Source organism: Mycobacterium hackensackense, assembly GCF_025822555.1.
Taxonomy (GTDB): domain Bacteria; phylum Actinomycetota; class Actinomycetes; order Mycobacteriales; family Mycobacteriaceae; genus Mycobacterium; species Mycobacterium fluoranthenivorans.
Genome location: NZ_JACKUC010000030.1, coordinates 1,147,794 through 1,167,601, shown reverse-complemented (window position 1 = coordinate 1,167,601; position 19,808 = coordinate 1,147,794). Strand labels below are relative to the sequence as shown.

At 65.6% G+C, this 19,808-nt stretch carries 14 protein-coding genes, 1 tRNA gene and 1 pseudogene; 9 read left to right on the top strand and 7 right to left on the bottom strand.

Annotated elements, in window-relative coordinates; translation table 11 throughout:
• Positions 1–159: 159 nt before the first annotated feature.
• The 5 genes from H7J86_RS15015 to H7J86_RS14995 all read right to left on the bottom strand — a co-directional run bounded on the left by H7J86_RS15015 (position 160) and on the right by H7J86_RS14995 (position 7,605).
• The gene (locus H7J86_RS15015; RefSeq protein ID WP_267291842.1) at positions 160–3,096 is read right to left on the bottom strand and encodes a type I restriction endonuclease subunit R; all 2,937 of its coding nucleotides are present in this window, start codon (positions 3,094–3,096) and stop codon (positions 160–162) included.
• Entirely contained in the window at positions 3,096–4,259 is a 1,164-nt protein-coding gene (locus H7J86_RS15010; protein WP_267291840.1) for a restriction endonuclease subunit S, read from the bottom strand. The genes H7J86_RS15015 and H7J86_RS15010 overlap by 1 nt, the downstream gene beginning before the upstream one ends.
• Positions 4,256–5,749, bottom strand: a complete 1,494-nt coding sequence (locus H7J86_RS15005; RefSeq protein WP_267291838.1) for a type I restriction-modification system subunit M — start codon at positions 5,747–5,749, stop codon at positions 4,256–4,258. The genes H7J86_RS15010 and H7J86_RS15005 overlap by 4 nt, the downstream gene beginning before the upstream one ends.
• A complete protein-coding gene (locus H7J86_RS15000; protein ID WP_267291836.1) occupies positions 5,746–7,227 on the bottom strand; it encodes a type I restriction-modification system subunit M in 1,482 nt (493 codons plus the stop codon). Before H7J86_RS15000 ends, H7J86_RS15005 begins: the two co-directional genes overlap by 4 nt.
• Before the next feature lie 295 nt (positions 7,228–7,522).
• Positions 7,523–7,605, bottom strand: a tRNA-Leu gene (locus tag H7J86_RS14995).
• Between the two features lie 216 nt (positions 7,606–7,821).
• On the opposite strand from H7J86_RS14995, the gene H7J86_RS14990 reads away from it, so the two are divergent.
• From H7J86_RS14990 to pknB, 7 genes and pseudogenes are all read left to right on the top strand, one after another.
• Positions 7,822–9,246 carry an FhaA domain-containing protein gene (locus tag H7J86_RS14990; protein WP_187097431.1) on the top strand — a complete coding sequence of 475 codons (1,425 nt, stop codon included), beginning with the start codon at positions 7,822–7,824 and terminating at the stop codon, positions 9,244–9,246.
• Positions 9,247–9,351: 105 nt separating this feature from the next.
• Positions 9,352–9,819 (top strand): FHA domain-containing protein FhaB/FipA, encoded by a 468-nt coding sequence (locus tag H7J86_RS14985; protein WP_090359607.1) that lies wholly within the window; start codon positions 9,352–9,354, stop codon positions 9,817–9,819.
• Positions 9,816–11,369 carry a PP2C family protein-serine/threonine phosphatase gene (locus tag H7J86_RS14980; protein ID WP_187097432.1) on the top strand — a complete coding sequence of 518 codons (1,554 nt, stop codon included), beginning with the start codon at positions 9,816–9,818 and terminating at the stop codon, positions 11,367–11,369. Before H7J86_RS14985 ends, H7J86_RS14980 begins: the two co-directional genes overlap by 4 nt.
• Complete coding sequence (locus H7J86_RS14975) at positions 11,366–12,775, top strand: FtsW/RodA/SpoVE family cell cycle protein (RefSeq protein ID WP_187097433.1); 1,410 nt, start codon at positions 11,366–11,368, stop codon at positions 12,773–12,775. Before H7J86_RS14980 ends, H7J86_RS14975 begins: the two co-directional genes overlap by 4 nt.
• On the top strand, positions 12,772–14,247 hold the full coding sequence (pbpA, locus tag H7J86_RS14970) for a D,D-transpeptidase PbpA (RefSeq protein ID WP_090359601.1): 1,476 nt from the start codon (positions 12,772–12,774) through the stop codon (positions 14,245–14,247). The genes H7J86_RS14975 and pbpA overlap by 4 nt, the downstream gene beginning before the upstream one ends.
• Positions 14,244–15,416 (top strand): annotated as a pseudogene (locus tag H7J86_RS14965) (protein kinase domain-containing protein); the annotation flags it as partial. The gene pbpA and the pseudogene H7J86_RS14965, both read left to right, overlap by 4 nt.
• An 89-nt stretch (positions 15,417–15,505) precedes the next feature.
• On the top strand, positions 15,506–17,317 hold the full coding sequence (gene pknB / locus H7J86_RS14960) for a Stk1 family PASTA domain-containing Ser/Thr kinase (protein WP_372517303.1): 1,812 nt from the start codon (positions 15,506–15,508) through the stop codon (positions 17,315–17,317).
• Between the two features lie 84 nt (positions 17,318–17,401).
• Here the strand turns inward: pknB and H7J86_RS14955 are convergent, their stop codons facing one another.
• Positions 17,402–18,055, bottom strand: coding sequence for an aminodeoxychorismate/anthranilate synthase component II (locus tag H7J86_RS14955; protein WP_167154685.1), 654 nt, complete (start codon positions 18,053–18,055; stop codon positions 17,402–17,404).
• Positions 18,056–18,085: 30 nt separating this feature from the next.
• The gene (locus H7J86_RS14950) at positions 18,086–18,895 is read right to left on the bottom strand and encodes a DUF881 domain-containing protein (RefSeq protein WP_267291832.1); all 810 of its coding nucleotides are present in this window, start codon (positions 18,893–18,895) and stop codon (positions 18,086–18,088) included.
• Positions 18,896–18,912: 17 nt separating this feature from the next.
• Here H7J86_RS14950 and crgA point away from each other — a divergent pair, with 17 nt between their 5' ends.
• Together crgA and H7J86_RS14940 are read left to right on the top strand one after the other, a co-directional pair.
• Entirely contained in the window at positions 18,913–19,194 is a 282-nt protein-coding gene (gene crgA / locus H7J86_RS14945) for a cell division protein CrgA (RefSeq protein WP_090359595.1), read from the top strand.
• 155 nt (positions 19,195–19,349) lie between these two features.
• Positions 19,350–19,766 (top strand): PH domain-containing protein, encoded by a 417-nt coding sequence (locus H7J86_RS14940; RefSeq protein WP_267291830.1) that lies wholly within the window; start codon positions 19,350–19,352, stop codon positions 19,764–19,766.
• Positions 19,767–19,808: the final 42 nt, after the last annotated feature.

Below are 19,808 nucleotides of genomic sequence, written 5' to 3'. Positions count from 1 at the left end.
CCATCATCGCGGACCGCGACACGATTTCCACACTCCGCGCACTCAGTCCGTTGTGACCGTCGCTCAGCCATGCCCGCTCCCGCGTCCAGCACTCATGACATTCCCGGCCTTCGTGGCCGTAATCTGCGCCCCCGCGCACAGCTTCGGAGATCACTTGGCCTAGTAATACTCACGCACATACCCCAACGCCTTCTCAAACACGTCATTATCCCGAATCTTGAACTGCACGTAGAGGGTTTTCCTCAAGGCTTGACGTACTTCCTGGTCACCTCGGATGGTCGATTGCCAGCCGACAAACCGAACCGCACGCACAACTTCATCGATACGGTTGACGATGTTCTCCACGATGATCGGGGTTTCGTCAGTCTTAAGCGCTTCGAAAAGTTCCGTCAGCGCTGCTTTGCCTTGCTCCTCTGGCGCGACCTCATCTACAGCCTTCTCTGCCGCGACTGTATCTTTGGCCAGTTCCAAGAGCTCTCGGAGGAAATCCAGGCTGGATTGCTGTATATTCGAGTACTTTTCGCGCAGTTTGTTTAGGCGCTGCCCTAAGTCGATAAAGACCGGATTATTGAGATGGCGAGCAATCCGAGCCGTGATCTGCTTCTCGATCTCCTTGATCGGGATATCTCTCCGCTTTCCCGTCATCAAGTCCTCGATCGTCTGCGCGTCGAGCACGATGGTCTCGTCCCCTTCGGGGATCTCAACCTGAATACTCTCATTAATCAGTTCAATTGTCTTGGCACCCAACGCATGCCAGACAAGTCTCCCTGTGATGTCGGCCGGCCGTACCGACTCATACACGTCAGAGAGCCATCTGTAGTCGTCGCGGAACGCCTTAAGCATCGGGTCAGGACTGAGCGCCTCCCACAACTGTGACACCACGCTGTATGCCAGCCCAAAGGCATCCTTGGTGGCTTCATCCGCGATGGCAGCTTGCGCCTGGATCAACCCTTCGTACCCACCCACGGAACGGTCGACCCCTGGAAAGAATGCGACAGCGGCCGCCATTGCGGGGGCAAGTTGGTCCTTCAGTTCCCCAATGTTGCTGACAACCTTCTGGATTGCTGCCTCATCGAACGCGAGAGACTTGGCGACGTCGTCAAAGATGCCGAGGTAGTCCACGATTAGGCCGTGGGTCTTGTTGGGCGGGTAGACACGGTTGGTGCGGGTGATGGCTTGCAGGAGCGTGTGCTCCTTGAGCGGCTTGTCCAGGTACTGCGTCTGCAGGATCGGGGCATCGAAACCGGTGAGCAGCTTCGCGGTGACAATGATGATCCTCAGCGGATCAGTCGGGTCGTTAAACCGGGCGACGACTTGTTCCAGTTCCTCAGCACCGGGCGTCCACTTCCCCCACGCTGCCGGATCGGTGCGTGACTTCGACATGACGATGGTGGAAGCTTCGTCCGGAAGCATGGTGTCAATGGCCTCCTTGTAGGCCACACATGACGCTTTGTCGTAGGCGACAAGCTGTGCCTTAAGGCCCTCGGGCTCAACTTTAGTGGTGAAGTGCTCGACCACGTCGGCGGCGATATGGCGGATGCGGTCGGGCGCTTTGATGAGCACCTCGATGGAGGCCGCCTTCTTTGAGAGCGTGATTTTCTCGCCCTCGCTCAGATTGCGCTCGGCCGCAAGCTCCTCGAAAGCGGCGTCGATCTTCTCCTGATCGAGATGTATCTCGGACAGGCGCGGCTCGAAATGCAGTGGCAGGGTTGCGCCGTCGCGGATAGAATCTTGGAACGTGTACCGCGACAGGTATCCACCCTCGTCCTCCGGGGAGCCGAACCACATAAACGTGTTGCGGTCACGTTTATTGATCGGCGTTCCAGTCAGCCCGAACAGGAATGCGTTGGGCAGCGCCTCGCGCATCTTCTGGCCATAGTTGCCCTCTTGGGACCGGTGGGCTTCGTCGACCATCGCGATGATGTTGTGGCGGTCATCGAGCACGCCGTCGGCTTCACCGAACTTGTGGACCGTCGTGATGATGACCTTGCGCGCACCCTGGCTCAGCAGGGTCTGCAACTCCTTGCGGGAATCCGTCGATACAAGCCCGGGCACATCGGACGCATTAAAGGTCCCGGTGATCTGGGTATCCAGGTCAATGCGGTCGACGACTATCAGGATCGTCGGGTTGGTGAGCTCAGCCATCGCACGGAGCTTCAACGCGGTGAACACCATCAGCAGCGACTTACCCGAACCCTGGAAGTGCCAGATCAGCCCCTGCTTGATCTTTCCGTGCAGGACACGTTGCACGATCAGGTTGGTCGCTTGAAACTGCTGGAATCGCGCAATGACCTTGATCTTGCGGTGCTTTGAATCGGTCGCATAGATCGTGAAGAACCGCAGGAAATCCAGCACTGCCGCAGGATTGAGCACGCCGTTAACAGCGGCCCTGACGACCTCCAGGCCGACTTTCGCCGGCGCATCCGGATCGGTCTCCTCCTCGCGCCATGGACCCCACAGCTCGACCGGCATCCCGACGGTGCCGTAGCGGAAGTCCTTGCCCTCGGTCGCGAACGAGAACACGTTGGGCACGAAGAACTGCGGAACACTGGCCTCGTAGTCATCGTGTACCTGCGCGGCGCCGTCGATCCACGAGTACGCAGCCCGGATCGGGGTCTTCGCTTCGCCGACTACCAGGGGAAAGCCGTTGCACCACAACACAATATCGAAACGCTTTTCCACGCGGCCATGTTTGATGGTGACTTCGGTCGAGATCGTCCACTGGTTCGAGGAGTCGTCCTCGGGGTGGCCAAAGTCGATCAGGCGGACCGTGGTGTGCTCACCGTTCGGACCGAACGGCATCGACTTCTGCCCGGTCAGCCACGCCATGAGTTCCTCGTTGGCGACCACCGGGTGCGGAGTGTTGCGCGCCGAAATCATAATGGCGCGCAGCACGTGAATCACTTCATCAGCCTTGCGTGGATCGGACTCGATTTCCGGGTTCAACCGGACCAACGCCGCCTTGACCGCACCTTCCAACAACACCTCGTCAGCGCGTCGCGGCAGCTCGTTTCCGGGCACGAACGGGACGTCGATGGACTTCACCAGATCGCGGACGAAGTCGCGGACCGTGTTCGCCTCGTTGAACTGGGCCATCAGTTGCCTCCGAAGATCTCGGCGAGGAGTGCGGTGCTGACTGTTCGGAGGCTCGCTGCTTCCTCGCGTGAAAGGTCGGCCGAAGCTCGAACCTCCTCAACCTGCTGAACGATTTGACGCTGTTCGTCAATGTCAAAGTGTGGGATCTCAAGCTTCTTGAGCGCGCCCACGTTGAAGTGTTGCTGAGCCGTGCCCGCGGAGAGGCGGGCGATCTGGCCACGCCCGTACGACGAGTTCAAGTAGTGGGCCAGAAACTCGGGAACCAAGCCGCTGCCTGGGCGAGCAATAATCAAGTCGATGCAGTTGAAGCCCGCGATGTCATCCGTGACAACGGCGGCGTCGCCTGGGCGGCCAGTACGGACGATTGCAACATCTCCGACGCCGAGCGTCGACTTCTTGAGCTCCGCAGCGCTCTCCGGCTTGAACCGCACCAAATCGGTGAGGTCGAACCCGCCCGGCTCAATGTTGAGGCCACGAAGCGCCGGCACTCCTGCGGGGTCATCGGTGTAGTACTGCGTCGGCCGTACAACCACACCGACGGTCATCTCCTCCACAACCCTTGGAAGCAGAATAGTCTCAGCAGTCGATCTGGCGAGCACATTGCTAAACACCTCATCTGCGAGCCGGTCACTGCTTGCTGAACGAGCATCCACCGCCTGGCGGTGCCACTCAGTCGCCCAGAGGAGATCCGCGATGCGTTTCTGTTCGTCGACGGGCGGGAGATCGAACTCGAAGTTGGCAAGATCGCGCCAGTTGGTACGCGGCGACAGTGAGCCCGCCGAGGTACTGAGCGCGTGGTCGAAGAACTCGTTGGACTGAACCAGGAACGGCAGGAACTCGCCGAGCATCTGCGCCTCGTCAGCCTCGAAGGTGTAGATGTCGCCGGAGCACATGGCGTCGAACTCGGCGTAGCCCACCTTGCGCTGATAGGCGCGGCGCTTGCCGAACAGAGTCTGGCCCGGTTTCACGCGTCGGGTGAAGGTGGTGCCGTTCTCGGTCGATCCCCAGCGGCTGATCTTCAGCTCACCAGGGTCCATGTGCTCCATCGCAATGATCCGGTCGATGCCGGCCTCGTCGAGGTTGCGCACGCTGTCGTTGGCGTTGTGGACGGCATCACCGAAGGTGACCCGTTTCCATGCTGACTTGTCGAGATTGAGGCTCACGCCGTCACCGCCGCTCGGAGCAGGGCAAGTACCTCGTCAATGGCGCTGTCGGATGCATCGGCCGCGGCACGCCAGTCGGCGACAGCATCGGTTACGTCGAGTTGCTCGCCGGCGCCGGCAGCCTTGGCTCCCGCCACGTACAGAGGGATGGCCAAACTGTGGCCCTTTCCGGCGATCTCATCAAGCGTTGCGACTGCTGCGAACTGGTCGATGTCAGCAAAGGCGCGGTAGGCATCGACGATCTTCTGCTGATGGGTGTCACGCAGGAACGACTGCGCCTGCTCGCGAGCAACTTCGTTGACCGCGTTAACGAACAACACCTTGCCCTTGTGCTCGGCAGGCTTGGTGGCGCGCAGGGTGATGACAACGGCCTCCATCGGGCTGTTGTAGAAGAGGCCTGCACCCAGGCCGAGGGCGCATTCGATCAGATCGGACTTCACCAGCGCCTCACGCATCGCTGCCTCCTCGCGCCGAAAGAGCACGCCGTGCGGGAAGAGGATCGCGGCGCGCCCATTCTTGGAGTCGAGGCTCTTGGCGATGTGCTGGAAGAAAGCGTAGTCGGCGCGGCCCTGCGGCGGGACGCCCCACATGTTGCGGCCGTAGGGATCTTTGGCGAAGGCTTCGCGATTCCAGGCCTTGATGGAGTAGGGCGGGTTGGCGAGCACGACGTCGAAAGTCTCCAGGCCGCCCTTCGCGTTGAGGAACGCGGGCCGGGCGAGGGTGTCGCCGTGGGCGACATGGCCGTCGGTGATGCCGTGCAGGAACAGGTTCATCCGTGCGATCGCCGAAGTCCCGTAGTTGAGTTCCTGGCCGTAAAGTCGCACGCTGCGCCACTCTTCGCCGTGGCGTTTGAGTTCAGCGACGGTGGAAATGAGCATGCCGCCGGTGCCGCAGGTCGGGTCGTAGACCGACTCTCCGGGCTGGGGTTCGAGCATCAGGGTCATCAGGTGCACGAGGGTGCGGTTGGTGTAGAACTCCTGAGCGGTGTGTCCGGAGTCGTCGGCGAATTTCTTGATCAGGTACTCGTAGCCGTTGCCGAGTTCGTCCTCGGGCAGGTTGGCGATCGACAGCGTCTTGGTGGAGAAGTGCTCGATCAGGTCGGCCAGGGTGGAGTCGGGTAGGAGGTCCTTGTTGCCCCAGTCCCCGTCGCCGAAGACACCGGGCAGGGTGTCGGGGTTGGCGGATTCGATCGCCCTCATCGCCTGCAGGACGGTCGCGCCGATGTTCCCGGTGATGGAACGGATGTCGTCCCAGTGGCAGCCGTCGGGGACGGCGAAACGGTGGTTCTCCGGCAGATCGGCGAGTTCCTCGTCGCCGTAGGTCTCCATCGCTGCGGTGTGCTCCTCGTCGTAGACGTCGGAGATTCGTTTCAGGAAGACGAGCGGGAAGATGTACTGCTTGTAGTCGCCGGCATCGATGAGGCCGCGCAGCACCACGGCCGCACCCCACAGGTAGGACTCCAACTCTCGTTGGCTGATCTGCGTGGTCATGCGCTCAACCCCCACTTGGCCAGCTCGGCTTCAAGTGCGGCGCGCGTCTCGGCGGCCCTGGCCTGGGCGGCTTCGAGGTTGGTGAGCGCCTGTTCGAGTGTGAGCTTCTCTCCGGCGTCTGCGGGGGCGACGTAGAGCGGGACGTTGAGGCTGAAATCATTGGCCTCGATCTCATCGACCCCAACGACGCGGGCGCGACCATCGCTATCCGCGAAGTCGCGGTACACCTCGAACAGTTCGTGGGCGTGCTCGGGCTCCAGGGTGTTCTGGTTACGCCCCTTCTTCATCAGGCCCTCACCGTTGATGAAGAGCACCTTGCCCTGACGGTCTGACGGTTTGTCATGGCGGAGGATCAGCACACAGGCGGCGAGGCCGGTGCCGTAAAACAGGTTGGGGGCGAGCCCAATGACGGCCTCGATCTTGTCGGCCTTGAGCACGTAGGTGCGGATACGGGTTTCGGCACCTTGACGGAACAACGCCCCCTGCGGGAGTACGACGGCGACACGGCCGGTTCTCTGGTCAGCGGAGGTGAGCATGTGCTGCACCCACGCCCAGTCGGCATATCCCTTCGGCGGGACACCGCCGAGTTGGTTGCGGCCCCACTTGTCGCTGGCCCACTCACCCTCGCCCCAGTTCTTCAGGGAGAACGGCGGGTTGGCGACGACGCAGTCAAATTGCGCCAGGCGATTTCCGGTGTAGAACGCCGGGTTGCGCAGCGTGTCCTCACGGATGATCTTGAAGTCCTCCACACCGTGGAGCAGCAGGTTCATCCGGGCGATCGCGGAGGTCGCGAGCACCTTGTCCTGTCCGTAAAGCTTGCCCCACAAGGTTTTTGGGCTTCCACCGGAGGACTTCACGTGCTCGATGACCTCGATCAGCATACCGCCGGTGCCGCACGCCGGGTCGTAGACGCTCTCGCCCTCTTGCGGGTCGAGGATGTTAATCAGCAGGCCGACCACCGAGCGCGGCGTGTAGTACTCGCCGGCCTTCTTGTTCGACTGGTCGGCGAACCGTTTGATGAGGTACTCGTACGCATTGCCGAACACGTCGGGCGTCACGTTGGCGTTGGACAGGGTTTTGGTGGAGAAGTGCTCGATCAGGTCGGCGAGCTTACGGTCGGGTAGCTTGTCCTTGTTGGTCCAGTTGGCGTTGCCGAAGATGCCGTAAAGCGTTTCGGGGTTGGCCTTCTCGATCTCCCGGAACGCGGTCTGCAGGGCGCTGCCGATGTTCTCGGTGTGGTCACGCACGTCGGACCACAAGTTTCCGTCGTGGATCGCGAAGCGGTGGTTCTCCGCGAACGCCGCGAATTCGTAGTCTCCGCCCGACTCCGTAAGCGCCTCCGCGAACTCTTCTGCGTACACATCACTGATTCGCTTGAAGAACATCAGCGGAAAGATGTAGGCCTTGAAGTCGGCCTGGTCGATGCTGCCGCGTAGCAAGTCGGCCGCCCTGGCCAGGTACTGCTCAAGCTCGGCCAATGTGATGCGGTCAGTCGTCAATTCGCCCCCGTTTTTTCGCGATCATCATGAGCGCCACCACCGACAGAACTAGCAGAGTCAACCTACGACATTGAGTGGACCTAATCAGCCAACCGGTACAACGCCGCTCCAGCGCAGATTCAAGTGGTCACTGCACCTAACGGGGGACTTACGCGGCCCACTCCCCAAACCACGGCCGGAACGGTGCCCTGCACACCCACCAACCAAACACAAAGGTCACGAACCATTTCTGGTTCGTGACCTCATATGCGGCAGTTCGTGGAACCGCACTTTGTGGGCGAAGGGGGACTTGAACCCCCACGTCCCGAAGGACACTGGCACCTGAAGCCAGCGCGTCTGCCATTCCGCCACTCGCCCGGATTGACCGCGCAACCGTATCACCACACCGGCACCGGACCCAAACCGTTGGATCCGAATCAAGATCACCCACCCTGACCTGGCGCGACGTGATTCTCAGAGTTCTGTTGGTCCCGCATCGGCGCACTTGGCCGATAACATGCGTGTGAGCAGTGTGGCCAGAGCGACACTCCATGCGCGGGGGCTCAGCACGACGACAACAGATGGGGCGGTGAGATGGGTCTGGCGGACCGTATCGAACGTCGCCTCGAGTCGACTGTCGGCGACGCTTTCGCCCGGGTCTTCGGCGGATCGATCGTTCCGCAGGAAGTCGAAGCCCTGTTGCGCCGCGAAGCCGAGGCCCACGCCCAGCCGGTCGGCGGCGGCCGCATTTTGGCCCCCAACGACTACATCATTACGCTCAGTGACACCGACTACCAGAAGGTGAGCGCGGATCCGGAACGGACGTCTACGACTTTTGCCCGGCACCTGCAAGGTTTTATTCATGAGCAGGGTTGGCAAACGTATGGTGATGTGGTCGTCAGATTCGAGGCCTCATCGACGCTGCACACCGGACAGTTTCGTGCCCGCGGCGCGGTGAACCCCGACTCGGCCGCCGGCACGCCCGTCCCACCACAGCACGACCGCCCGTCCACCGCACAACCAGGAGTACCAGCGATGACCGACAACCCGAGCTACCGCGGCCAGGGACAGGGGCGGCCCGGCGACGACCAGTACGACGACCGCTACCGCCAGCAGGAGGAGCCGCGCGCCGGCCATGCCGCCGAGCGCCCAGACCCAGCTGCCTACCCTGACCAGGGCGGCTACCCGCCGCGCCAGGGCGGTTACCCGGACCAGGGCTACCCGCCCCCGCCGGCCCAGCCGTCCTACGAGCAGCGTCCGCCCGCCGGCTATGGCGGCCCGCAGGGTGGCCAGCAGCCCCCGGCCGGTTACCCCGATCAGGGTTACCGCCAGCAGCCGCCGCCGCCCGGATATCCGCAGCCGCCGGCCTCGCCGCCGCCGGGCTACGGCGAGTACGACTACGGCCGCCCGCCGGCCCCGCCGCGTCCGGACGAGGGCTATGGCCGTCCGCCCGCTCCGCCGGCTCCGTCCTACGAGCAGCCGCCGTACCCGGACCAGGGCTACGGTCGCGCCGATTACGGCCGCCAGGACTACGCCGCGCCCGCAGCCCCGCAGGCGCCCGACTACGGCCGCTACGGCGAACCGCCGGCCGCCCCGGGCTACCCCGACGCCGGCTACGGCGAACCGGAGGGCTACGGATACGGACAGGGCTACGGCCAGGACTACGGGCAGGGCTACGGCGCCGAGCCCGCAGCTCCGGCCGCTGGGGCCTACGGCGGTTACGCCGCCGGCGCCGCCACCGTGACGCTTCAGCTCGACGACGGCAGCGGCCGCACGTACCAGCTGCGTGAGGGCGCCAACGTCATCGGTCGCGGCCAGGACGCCCAGTTCCGCCTCCCGGACACCGGGGTGTCGCGCCGCCATCTGGAGATCCGCTGGGACGGTCAGATCGCGCTGCTGTCGGATCTGAACTCCACCAACGGCACCACGGTGAACAATGCACCGGTGCAGGAGTGGCAGCTCGCCGACGGAGACGTGATCCGGCTCGGCCACTCCGAGATCATCGTCCGCGTCCACTGAACGCCCCGAACTGGGGAGAGGCGCACCGCTTGGCCCTCGAGCCGGCGAGCGCCCCAGTATCGTGACGGTGCCGAAAGTCGACAGGCGAGGCGGGAAGGACGTCAGATGCAGGGGCTAGTACTGCAGCTGACAAGGGTCGGTTTCCTGCTGTTGCTGTGGCTGTTCATCTGGTCGGTGCTGCGCATTCTGCGCACCGATATCTACGCCCCGACCGGGGCGGTGATGGTCCGGCGCGGGCTGGCCCTGCGGGGCTCGCTGCTGCCCAACCGGCAGCGGCTGCACATCGCCCGGCACATGATCGTCACGGAGGGCGCGCTGGCGGGCACCCGCATCACCCTGGGTAGCCAGCCGGTGCTCATCGGCCGGGCCGACGACTCCACCCTGGTGCTCACCGACGACTACGCATCGACACGGCATGCCAGGCTGTCCCCACGGGGCTCGGAATGGTACGTCGAGGACCTAGGATCGACCAACGGTACATACCTTGACAGGGCGAAGGTGACGACGGCGGTAAGGGTTCCGATGGGAACGCCGGTACGAATCGGCAAGACGGTAATCGAGTTGCGGCCGTGACACTTGTATTGCGTTACGCAGCACGCAGCGACCGCGGCCTGGTCCGCGCGAACAACGAGGATTCGGTGTACGCCGGGGCACGCCTGCTGGCGCTGGCCGACGGGATGGGCGGCCATGCCGCCGGTGAGGTCGCCTCACAGCTGGTGATCGCGGCACTCGCTCATCTCGACGACGACGAACCCGGCGGCGACCTGCTAAAAAAACTCAACGATGCGGTGCACGAGGGCAACTCGGCCATCGCCGCCCATGTGGAGGCCGACCCCGAGCTGGAGGGCATGGGCACCACGCTCACCGCGATCCTGTTCGCGGGCGGCCGACTGGGCCTGGTGCACATCGGCGATTCCCGCGGCTACCTGCTGCGCGACGGCGAGCTGAGCCAGATCACCAAGGACGACACGTTCGTCCAGACCCTGGTGGACGAGGGCCGTATCACCGCGGAAGAGGCGCACAGCCACCCGCAGCGGTCACTGATCATGCGGGCCCTCACCGGCCATGAGGTCGAACCGACGCTCATCGTGCGCGAGGCCCGAGTCGGCGACCGCTACCTGCTCTGTTCGGACGGATTGTCCGACCCGGTCAGCCACGACACCATCCACGAGGCCCTGCAGATACCGGACGTGGTCGACAGCGCGGACCGGCTGATCGAACTGGCCCTTCGCGGCGGCGGCCCCGACAACGTCACCGTGGTGGTGGCCGATGTCGTCGACTACGACTACGGCCAAACCCAGCCGATCCTGGCCGGCGCGGTCTCCGGGGTGGACGACGACACCCTCCCCCCGAACACCTCGGCGGGGCGGGCATCGGCGTTCAACCCCCGTCGGACGGCCCCGAAAAGGGTACTGACCGCACCGGAGGAACTCCCAAAAGCACACCGCTCCAAGCGGCGTCTGGTGATCGCGGGAGTCGTGGTGTTGCTGATCGTGCTGGCCGGCTTGGCGGTCGCACGGGAGATCATCCGCAACAACTATTACGTCGGTGAGCAGGACGGCACCGTCTCCATCATGCGCGGCGTGCAGGGCTCGTTTCTCGGGCTCTCACTTCAGGAACCGTTTCTGGTCGGTTGCCTCAACCAACGAAACGAGTTGTCGCTGATCAGTTTCGGCCAGTCCAAGACCAACCTGGACTGCGCACTGCTCGGCGTCGACGATATCCGGGAATCCGAGCGCGCCCAGGTCGCCGCGGGATTGCCGGCCGGCACCCTCGATGACGCGATCAGCCAGATCAACGAACTGGCCCGCAGCTCGCTACTGCCGGTCTGCGCGCCGCCCGCCACCACAGCCAAGACGACGCCCAAGCCCACCCCGACGCCGAGTCCTGCCCCCACTTCGCCAGTCGCACCGGCTCCCACCACCTCGGGAACACCCGTGGCGCCCACGAGCAACACGCCCGTACCGGCACCCGCATCCACCCCCGTTCCCACCCCGGCTCCGACACCGCAGCCGACCACCACGCCGCTCCCACCCAGTCCCAGTCCCACCCAGGCATCGACCGTCACGGCCCTGCCTCCCTCACCGCCGGAGCCGGGCACCACCTGCCGGACGGCGTCATGACCACCGCGCCCCAGTCACCCGTCGCCGTCACGCCGCCGCTGCCCAACCGGCGCAACGCCGAACTGGGGCTGCTGGGCTTCGCCGCGGTGATCACGACGGTGGCACTGCTCATCGTGGAGGCCAATCAGGAGCAGGGCCTGAACTGGGATCTGCTGCAGTACACCGTGGCCTACCTGGCCCTGTTCGCGGGCGCACACCTGGCCGTCCGCCGATTCGCGCCCTACGCCGACCCTCTGCTGCTTCCGGTGGTCGCGCTGCTGAATGGCTTGGGGCTGGTGATGATTCACCGCCTCGACCTGGCCGCCGCACCGATGAACCCGGACAGCCCGACCGCCAACCAGCAGATGCTGTGGACGCTCGTCGGCGTCATCGCCTTCTCGGTGATCGTGATCGCGGTACCTGACCACCGCGTGCTGGCCCGCTACGGCTACCTCTGCGGGCTGACCGGCCTTGTGCTGCTTGTGATTCCGGCCTTGCTGCCCTCGGAGTTCTCCGAGCAGAACGGCGCGAAGATCTGGATCCAGTTCCCCGGTTTCTCCATTCAGCCCGCGGAGTTCTCCAAGATTCTGCTGCTGATCTTCTTCTCGGCCGTACTCGTCGACAAGCGCGAACTGTTCATCAGTGCCGGAAAGCACGTTCTCGGAATGGATCTGCCCCGCCCCCGCGATCTGGCGCCCCTGCTGGTGGCCTGGGTCGCCTCGGTGGGGGTGATGGTCTTCGAGAAGGACCTCGGCACCTCTCTGCTGCTGTACACCTCGTTCCTGGTGCTCGTCTACGTGGCCACCGGCCGGCTGTCCTGGGTGCTCATCGGTCTCGTGCTGTTCGCCTTGGGAAGCGTGGTGGCCTACCAGCTGTTCGGTCATGTCCGGGTCCGGGTGCAGAACTGGATCGACCCGTTCGCCGACCCCGACGGCGCCGGGTTCCAGATGGTGCAGTCCCTGTTCAGCTTCGCCACCGGGGGCATCTTCGGCACCGGCCTCGGCAACGGCCAGCCGGGCACAGTCCCTGCTGCCTCAACGGATTTCATCATCGCGGCCATCGGCGAGGAGCTCGGCCTGGTGGGCCTGGCCGGCGTGCTGATGCTCTACACCATCGTCATCATCCGGGGCCTGCGGACTGCGGTCGCCGTGCGTGACAGCTTCGGCAAATTGCTTGCCGCGGGGTTGGCATCCGCATTGGGCATCCAGCTGTTCATCGTCGTCGGCGGGGTGACGAAACTGATCCCGCTGACCGGCCTCACCACCCCGTGGATGTCCTACGGCGGTTCGTCTCTGGTGGCCAACTACATCCTGCTGGCCATCCTGATGCGGATCTCGCATGCCGCCCGGCGGCCGATCACCGCCAGCCGCGGACCGAACCCCACCCCGATCGCCGCCGCCAGCACGGAGGTGATCGCGAAGGCATGAACACCTCTCTGCGTCGTCTCTCCGTCACGATCATGGCGCTGATCGTGCTGCTGCTCGCCAACGCCACCTTCACCCAGGTGTTCGCGGCCGACGGCTACCGCGCCGACCCCCGCAACCAGCGGGTGCTGCTCGACGAGTACTCCCGTCAGCGCGGCCAGATCTCGGCCGGCGGCCAGCTGCTGGCCTACTCGGTGTCCACCAACGGCCGGTTCCGGTTCCTGCGTGTGTACCCCAATCCGCTGGCCTACGCGCCGGTCACCGGCTTCTACTCACTGCAGTACTCCAGCACCGGGCTCGAGCGCGCCGAGGACACCGTGCTCAACGGCTCCGACGAGCGCCTGTTCGGACGGCGCCTGGCGGACTTCTTCACCGGCCGTGACCCGCGCGGCGGCAATGTGTCGACCACGATCAACCCCCAGGTCCAGCAGGCCGCCTGGGACGCCATGCAGCGCGGCTGCGACGGCCCGTGCAAGGGGTCCGTGGTGGCACTCGAGCCCGCCACCGGCAAGATCCTCGCGATGGTGTCCGCACCGTCGTACGACCCCAACGAGCTGGCCAGCCACGACGGCAGCGAGCAGTCCGCGGCGTGGCAACGGCTGCGCGACAACCCGGACTCCCCACTGGTGAACCGCGCGATCTCGGAAACCTACCCACCGGGTTCGACGTTCAAGGTGATCACCACCGCGGCCGCGTTGGCCGCCGGCTCCACCCCGGACACCCAGTTGACCGCCGCGTCGCGCATCCCGTTGCCCGACAGCACCGCGACGTTGGAGAACTACGGCGGATCGACCTGCGGCAACGGCCCGACGGCCACGCTGCGGGAGGCGTTCGCGCGGTCCTGCAACACCGCCTTCGTGCAATTGGGTATCAACACCGGTGCTGACAAGCTGCGTGCCACCGCACGGTCGTTCGGACTCGATGAACCCCCGGCCCCGATCCCGCTGCAGGTGGCCAATTCGACCATCGGCCCCATCGAAGATGGCGCCGCGCTGGGTATGTCCAGCATCGGACAGAAGGATGTCGCGGTGACACCGCTACAGAACGCGATGGTGGCCGCCACCATCGCCAACGACGGCGTCACCATGACGCCCTACCTGGTCGACGCCCTCAAGGGCCCGGACCTCTCCAATATCGCCACCACTGCCCCGCAGGAGCTGAGGCGGGCTGTGTCGCCGCAGGTCGCGGCTACACTTACTGATCTGATGGTCGGCGCCGAGCAGGTGACACAGCAGAAGGGAGCCATCGCCGGCGTGCAGATCGCATCGAAGACGGGCACCGCCGAGCACGGCACGGATCCCCGCAACACCCCGCCGCACGCGTGGTACATCGCATTCGCCCCGGCACAGGCCCCCAAAGTGGCGATCGCCGTGCTTGTGGAGAATGGGGGAGACCGATTGTCCGCCACCGGCGGTGCGGTGGCTGCCCCCATCGGGCGGGCCACCATCGCCGCTGCTCTGCGGGAGGCATCATGACGGCCCGGGTGGGTGTGACGCTGTCCGGCCGTTACCGGCTGCAGCGTCTGATCGCGACCGGCGGTATGGGCCAGGTGTGGGAAGGACTCGACACCCGGCTCGGCCGCCAGGTGGCGATCAAGGTGCTCAAGGCCGAGTTCTCCGAGGACTCCGAGTTCGTCGACCGGTTCCGCGGTGAAGCACGCACCGTCGCGATGCTCAACCACCCCGGCATCGCCAGCGTCTACGACTACGGCGAGACCGAGATCGAGGCCGGTGAAGGCCGCACCGCGTACCTGGTGATGGAACTGGTCAACGGGGAGCCGCTGAACTCCGTCATCAAACGCACCGGGCGGCTGTCGCTGCGCCACGCCCTGGACATGCTCGAGCAGACCGGCCGGGCCCTGCAGGTCGCGCACACCGCCGGCCTGGTGCACCGCGACGTCAAGCCCGGCAACATCCTGATCACCCCGACCGGCCAGGTGAAGCTGACCGACTTCGGTATCGCCAAGGCCGTCGACGCGGCCCCGGTCACCCAGACCGGCATGGTGATGGGTACCGCGCAGTACATCGCGCCGGAGCAGGCACTGGGCCGCGACGCCACCGCCGCCAGCGACGTGTACTCACTGGGGGTCGTCGGCTACGAATCCCTTTCCGGCAAAAGGCCGTTCACCGGCGACGGCGCACTCACCGTGGCCATGAAGCACATCAAGGAGCAGCCCGCCCCGCTGCCCGCGGATCTGCCACCCAACGTGCGCGAGCTCATCGAGATCACCCTGGCCAAGGAAGCCAACCACCGGTACCGCTCGGGCGGTCCGTTCGCCGACGCCGTGGCCGCGGTGCGCGCCGGGCGCCGGCCGCCGAGGCCCAACCACGCGCCCACCATCGGCCGGGCCACCCCCGCAGCCATCCCGTCGACCACCCAGGCCCGGGCCGCGGCAGCCGCCGAGTACCGGCCACCGCCGACCGCCGCGCGACCCCGCCCGGTCACGGGTAGCCACCGCACGCCGCCGCCGCGCCGTACCTTCTCACCCGGTCAGCGCGCGCTGCTGTGGGCCGCCGGGGTGCTGGGTGCGCTGGCCATCATCATCGCGGTGCTGATCGTGCTCAACGCCCAGGACAAGAAGGACCGCCCGGTGCAGCAGGAGACCTCCACCAGCACCACCGTCATCGGCGTGCCGCCGGCCAGCGGCGCGCCGCCCAGCGGGTCACCGTGACAACCCCACCTCAGCATCTGTCGGACCGTTACGAGCTCGGGGAGATCCTCGGCTTCGGTGGGATGTCCGAGGTCCACATCGCCCGCGACGTCCGGTTACACCGGGATGTCGCGGTCAAGGTGCTGCGTGCCGACCTGGCCCGCGACCCGAGCTTCTATCTGCGGTTCCGCCGCGAGGCGCAGAATGCCGCCGCGCTGAACCACCCGGCCATCGTCGCCGTGTACGACACCGGGGAGGCGGAGACCCCCACCGGCCCGCTGCCTTACATCGTGATGGAGTACGTCGACGGGGTGACGCTGCGCGATATCGTGCACACCGACGGACCGATGGAGCCCAAGCGCGCCATCGAGATCATCGCCGACGCCTGCCAGGCCCTGAACTTCAGCCATCAGCACGGCATCATCCACCGCGACGTCAAGCCCGCGAACATCATGATCAGCAAGAACGGCGCTGTGAAGGTGATGGACTTCGGCATCGCCCGCGCGCTGGCCGACACCGGCAACAGCGTCACCCAGACCGCCGCGGTGATCGGCACGGCGCAGTATCTGTCGCCCGAACAGGCCCGCGGCGAGCCCGTCGACGCCCGCTCCGACGTGTACTCCCTGGGCTGCGTGTTGTACGAAATCCTCACGGGGGAGCCACCTTTCATCGGTGACTCGCCGGTGGCCGTGGCCTATCAGCATGTCCGCGAGGACGCCGACCCACCGTCCAAGCGTCACCCCGGCATCTCCCCGGAACTCGACGCGGTCGTGCTCAAGGCGCTCACCAAGAACCCGGAGAACCGCTACCAGACCGCGGCCGAGATGCGCACCGACCTGATCCGCGTGCACAGCGGCGAAGCGCCCGAGGCACCCAAGGTGCTGACCGACGCCGAGCGCACCAACATCCTGACCATCAGCCAGCCGCATGCCCGGGCGTTGCCGACCGAGCACATCCCGGCCACCGGCGCCTACAACCCGCCCTCGGGCGGGGGATCGGTGGGGCGCTGGCTGATCGCCGTCGCCGTGCTGGCCGTGCTGACCGTGGTGGTCACCATCGCGATCAACGCGATCGGCGGCAAGCCCCGCGACGTCCAGGTTCCCGATGTGGCCGGCCAGGCGTCGGCCGACGCCATCGCGACACTGCAGAACCGCGGCTTCAAGACCAACGTCCAGCGCAACCCCGACTCGAAGGTTCCGCCGGATCACGTCATCGGTACCGACCCGAATGCGAACACCTCGGTGAGCGCAGGGGACGAGATCACCATCAACGTCTCGACCGGACCCGAGCAGCGTGAGGTGCCCGACGTGTCCGGCCTGAGCTACGCCGACGCGGTGCGCAAGCTCACCGACGCCGGCTTCGGCAAGTTCAAACAGGCACCGTCGTCCTCGGTGCCCGAACTCAAGGACCGGGTGGTCAGCACGGTGCCGCCGGCGAACTCGACATCGGCGATCACCAACGAGATCACCGTCGTGGTGGGCACCGGCCCGCAGACCAAAGCCCTGCCCGATGTCACCAACCAGACCGCCGACGGCGCGACGACGAACCTGAAGATCCTCGGCTTCACCGCGATCCTGACCGCTCCGGTGGCCAGCCCGCGCCCGGCCGGGGAGGTGGTGGCCACCGATCCGATCGCCGGCACGGTGGTGCCGCTGGATGCGCCGGTCACGCTGAAGGTGTCCCTGGGCAACCAGTTCACGATGCCGAACTTGGTAGGTCAGTTCTGGGTGGACGCGGAACCGAACCTACGGGCACTGGGGTGGACCGGCGTGCTGATCAAGGGTGCCAACGTCGACAACAGTGGGCTGCGGTCGAACGCCGTGGTGACGCAGAGTCCGGCGCCGGGTAGCGGTGTCGGCTACGGCGACTCGATCACCCTGAGCTTCGCCTCGTAGCTCCCCGGGTCGCTACGCTCCTTGCCCGCGCAGCCTTTTCCCGGGTCGCTACGCTCCTGCCCGCGCAGCTTTAATCCCCGGTCGCTACGCTCCTGCCCGCCGGACGGTGTCGGCGACTTCCTGCTCGAGCTTGGCCACCAGCTGCTCGTCCGGGGCGGCACCGCAGAAGCCCAGCCAGTTGGCCAGCATCCGGTGCCCGCCCTCGGTGAGGATGGACTCGGGGTGGAACTGCACCCCGTGGATCGGCAGCTCGGTGTGCCGAACCGCCATGATCACTCCGCTGTCCGTGTGACCGGTGGCCTCCAGGACATCGGGCTTGGTCTCCGGCAGGATAGTCAGCGAGTGGTAGCGCGTGGCGGTAAAAGGATCCGGAAGTCCTTGCAGCACACCGACATTGGAATGATGTACCAGGCTGGTCTTGCCGTGCAGCAGTTCCGGGGCACGGTCTACGGTGCCGCCGAACGCCACCCCGATGGCCTGGTGCCCAAGACACACCCCGAGCAGCGGCGTCCCGGTTTCGGCGGCGGCGTGCACCAGCGGGATGGACGCGCCGGCCCGCTCCGGGGTTCCGGGGCCGGGGGACAGCAGGATGCCGTCGAACTGCTCGGCGATGCTGCCGGGGTCGGCCAGGCGCTCGTCGTCGTTGCGCCAGACCTGCGCCTGCACGCCGAGTTGGCCCAGGTACTGGACCAGGTTGAACACGAAGCTGTCGTAGTTGTCGACGACCAGAACCTGCATGCGGTCAGGGTACGTGGGCACGCAAAACGGTTAATACCCGAGCGGCCCGGCCGGCTTGGCGTACTTCATCCGGACCGGCGCGGAGTAGCCGGTCAGCTCGACGGCCGAGCCGGGCACCTCGCTGTAACCGAGGCCGAACCGCACGGCGTACTGCTTGTACAGCGTGACCAGCGGGGCAGCGGTCAGCGCGGCCTGCATGGCGGGCACATCACCGATCGCGCTGATGACATAGGGCGGGCTGTAGGTGCGCCCACCCAGCAGCAACGTGTTGCCGACGCAGCGCGGCGCGGACGTGCCGATGATGCGCTGGTCCTGCACCTGAATGCCTTCGGCACCGGCACTCCAGAGCGCGTTGAGGACCGCCACGATGTCCTGCTGGTGAACGACCAGGTCGTCGGGTGCGGCGTCCCGGGGGAAGCGGCCCTCGGCGTCGCGTTGCGCATCGTTGAGGGTGACCACCAGCCCGGGCCCACGTTGCGGATTCAATCCGGCCTGGTCGGCCAGCTGATCGGACCGCCGGGTGATGGCCTGCAGGGCGGCCGTGGCACCGGGGGAGCCGCCGTGATGATTGTCGACGGCCGATACCAGTCGGTCCCGCTGTGCGGTGAGCCGATCCACCCCGCTCTGCGCCTCGCGCACCAGATCGACCAGCCGCGGGGCGTCACTGCGACGGATCTCGCCGCCGGCGGAGACCCCGTGGGTGGTCGCCAGCAGCAGGCCGGCGAGCAGACAGACCACCGGCACACCGAATCGCCAGGCCGAACGCGACCTCGCAGAATTCTCGACGCGGGCAGGCGCTGCGTTAGGCTCGGGGTTAAATTTTCGGCCGTCATCACCCATCGTCTCCAAAGGTAACCATGCCCAAGTCCAAAGTTCGCAAGAAGAACGACTTCACCATCAACCCGGTGAGCCGGACCCCGGTCAAGGTGAAGGCCGGGCCGTCGAGCGTGTGGTTTGTGGTGCTGTTCGTCGGGCTGATGCTCGTCGGCCTGTTCTGGCTGCTGGTGTTCCAGCTGGGAGCCACCGGACTGAACGCTCCGACCTGGCTGAATTGGATGGCGAACCTCGGTCCGTGGAACTACGCGATCGCCTTTGCCTTCATGATCTCAGGTCTGTTGCTCACGATGCGGTGGCGCTGAGACCGCAGCATGCCGGAATGAATTCATTTTGGCTCCGGAGTGTTACCCATCTCGCTACCGCAGCGTCATCCAATCACAACGTTGTTATTCATCCCCATTGGGGATAGCGCCTGTGGATAACTCCAAACCGCACGGTGAGACCGGGTATTGACGCGATGCAGCAAACAAGTTGGGGCCCCGCATCCGCGGGCATCGCCGCGATCGGATTCGCGGGATTCCTGATGGCCGTAGCCGTTGTGACTGTGGTCACAGACGGTCCGGGACGTGTTCTGGGCGGCTTTGCCGCGGTGGGTTTGCTGGCGTTTGCAACTATGTCGTGGGTCACACGCCCGAAGCTGGCAATCTCCGGGGAGGGGTTGGCGGTGCGGGGATGGTGGCGCACGCGGGTTTTGCGGCGAGAGGACATCACCCTCGTCAGGATCACCGAGTTCCGCAGGCTGGCCCGCAAGGTCCGGCTGCTCGAGGTCGACACCACCGACGACCGGCTCTACGTGTTCACCCGCTGGGACCTGGGAACCAGCCCGCTCGACGTGCTCGACGCCCTCACCGACGCCGGCTACACCGGCCGATAACGCAAAAACAGCGCACGCCCGCGTGCTGCGGGCGTGCGCTGG

What these genes read in the sequence shown, in the direction of transcription:
- H7J86_RS14940 (WP_267291830.1), top strand. Translation starts at nt 19,350, where the DNA reads ATGCAGCAAACAAGTTGGGGCCCCGCATCCGCGGGCATCGCCGCGATC.
- H7J86_RS14950 (WP_267291832.1), bottom strand. Translation starts at nt 18,895, where the DNA reads ATGGGTGATGACGGCCGAAAATTTAACCCCGAGCCTAACGCAGCGCCT.
- crgA (WP_090359595.1), top strand. Translation starts at nt 18,913, where the DNA reads ATGCCCAAGTCCAAAGTTCGCAAGAAGAACGACTTCACCATCAACCCG.
- H7J86_RS14955 (WP_167154685.1), bottom strand. Translation starts at nt 18,055, where the DNA reads ATGCAGGTTCTGGTCGTCGACAACTACGACAGCTTCGTGTTCAACCTG.
- H7J86_RS14985 (WP_090359607.1), top strand. Translation starts at nt 9,352, where the DNA reads ATGCAGGGGCTAGTACTGCAGCTGACAAGGGTCGGTTTCCTGCTGTTG.
- H7J86_RS14990 (WP_187097431.1), top strand. Translation starts at nt 7,822, where the DNA reads ATGGGTCTGGCGGACCGTATCGAACGTCGCCTCGAGTCGACTGTCGGC.
- H7J86_RS15005 (WP_267291838.1), bottom strand. Translation starts at nt 5,749, where the DNA reads ATGACCACGCAGATCAGCCAACGAGAGTTGGAGTCCTACCTGTGGGGT.
- H7J86_RS14975 (WP_187097433.1), top strand. Translation starts at nt 11,366, where the DNA reads ATGACCACCGCGCCCCAGTCACCCGTCGCCGTCACGCCGCCGCTGCCC.
- H7J86_RS15015 (WP_267291842.1), bottom strand. Translation starts at nt 3,096, where the DNA reads ATGGCCCAGTTCAACGAGGCGAACACGGTCCGCGACTTCGTCCGCGAT.
- pknB (WP_372517303.1), top strand. Translation starts at nt 15,506, where the DNA reads ATGTCCGAGGTCCACATCGCCCGCGACGTCCGGTTACACCGGGATGTC.
- pbpA (WP_090359601.1), top strand. Translation starts at nt 12,772, where the DNA reads ATGAACACCTCTCTGCGTCGTCTCTCCGTCACGATCATGGCGCTGATC.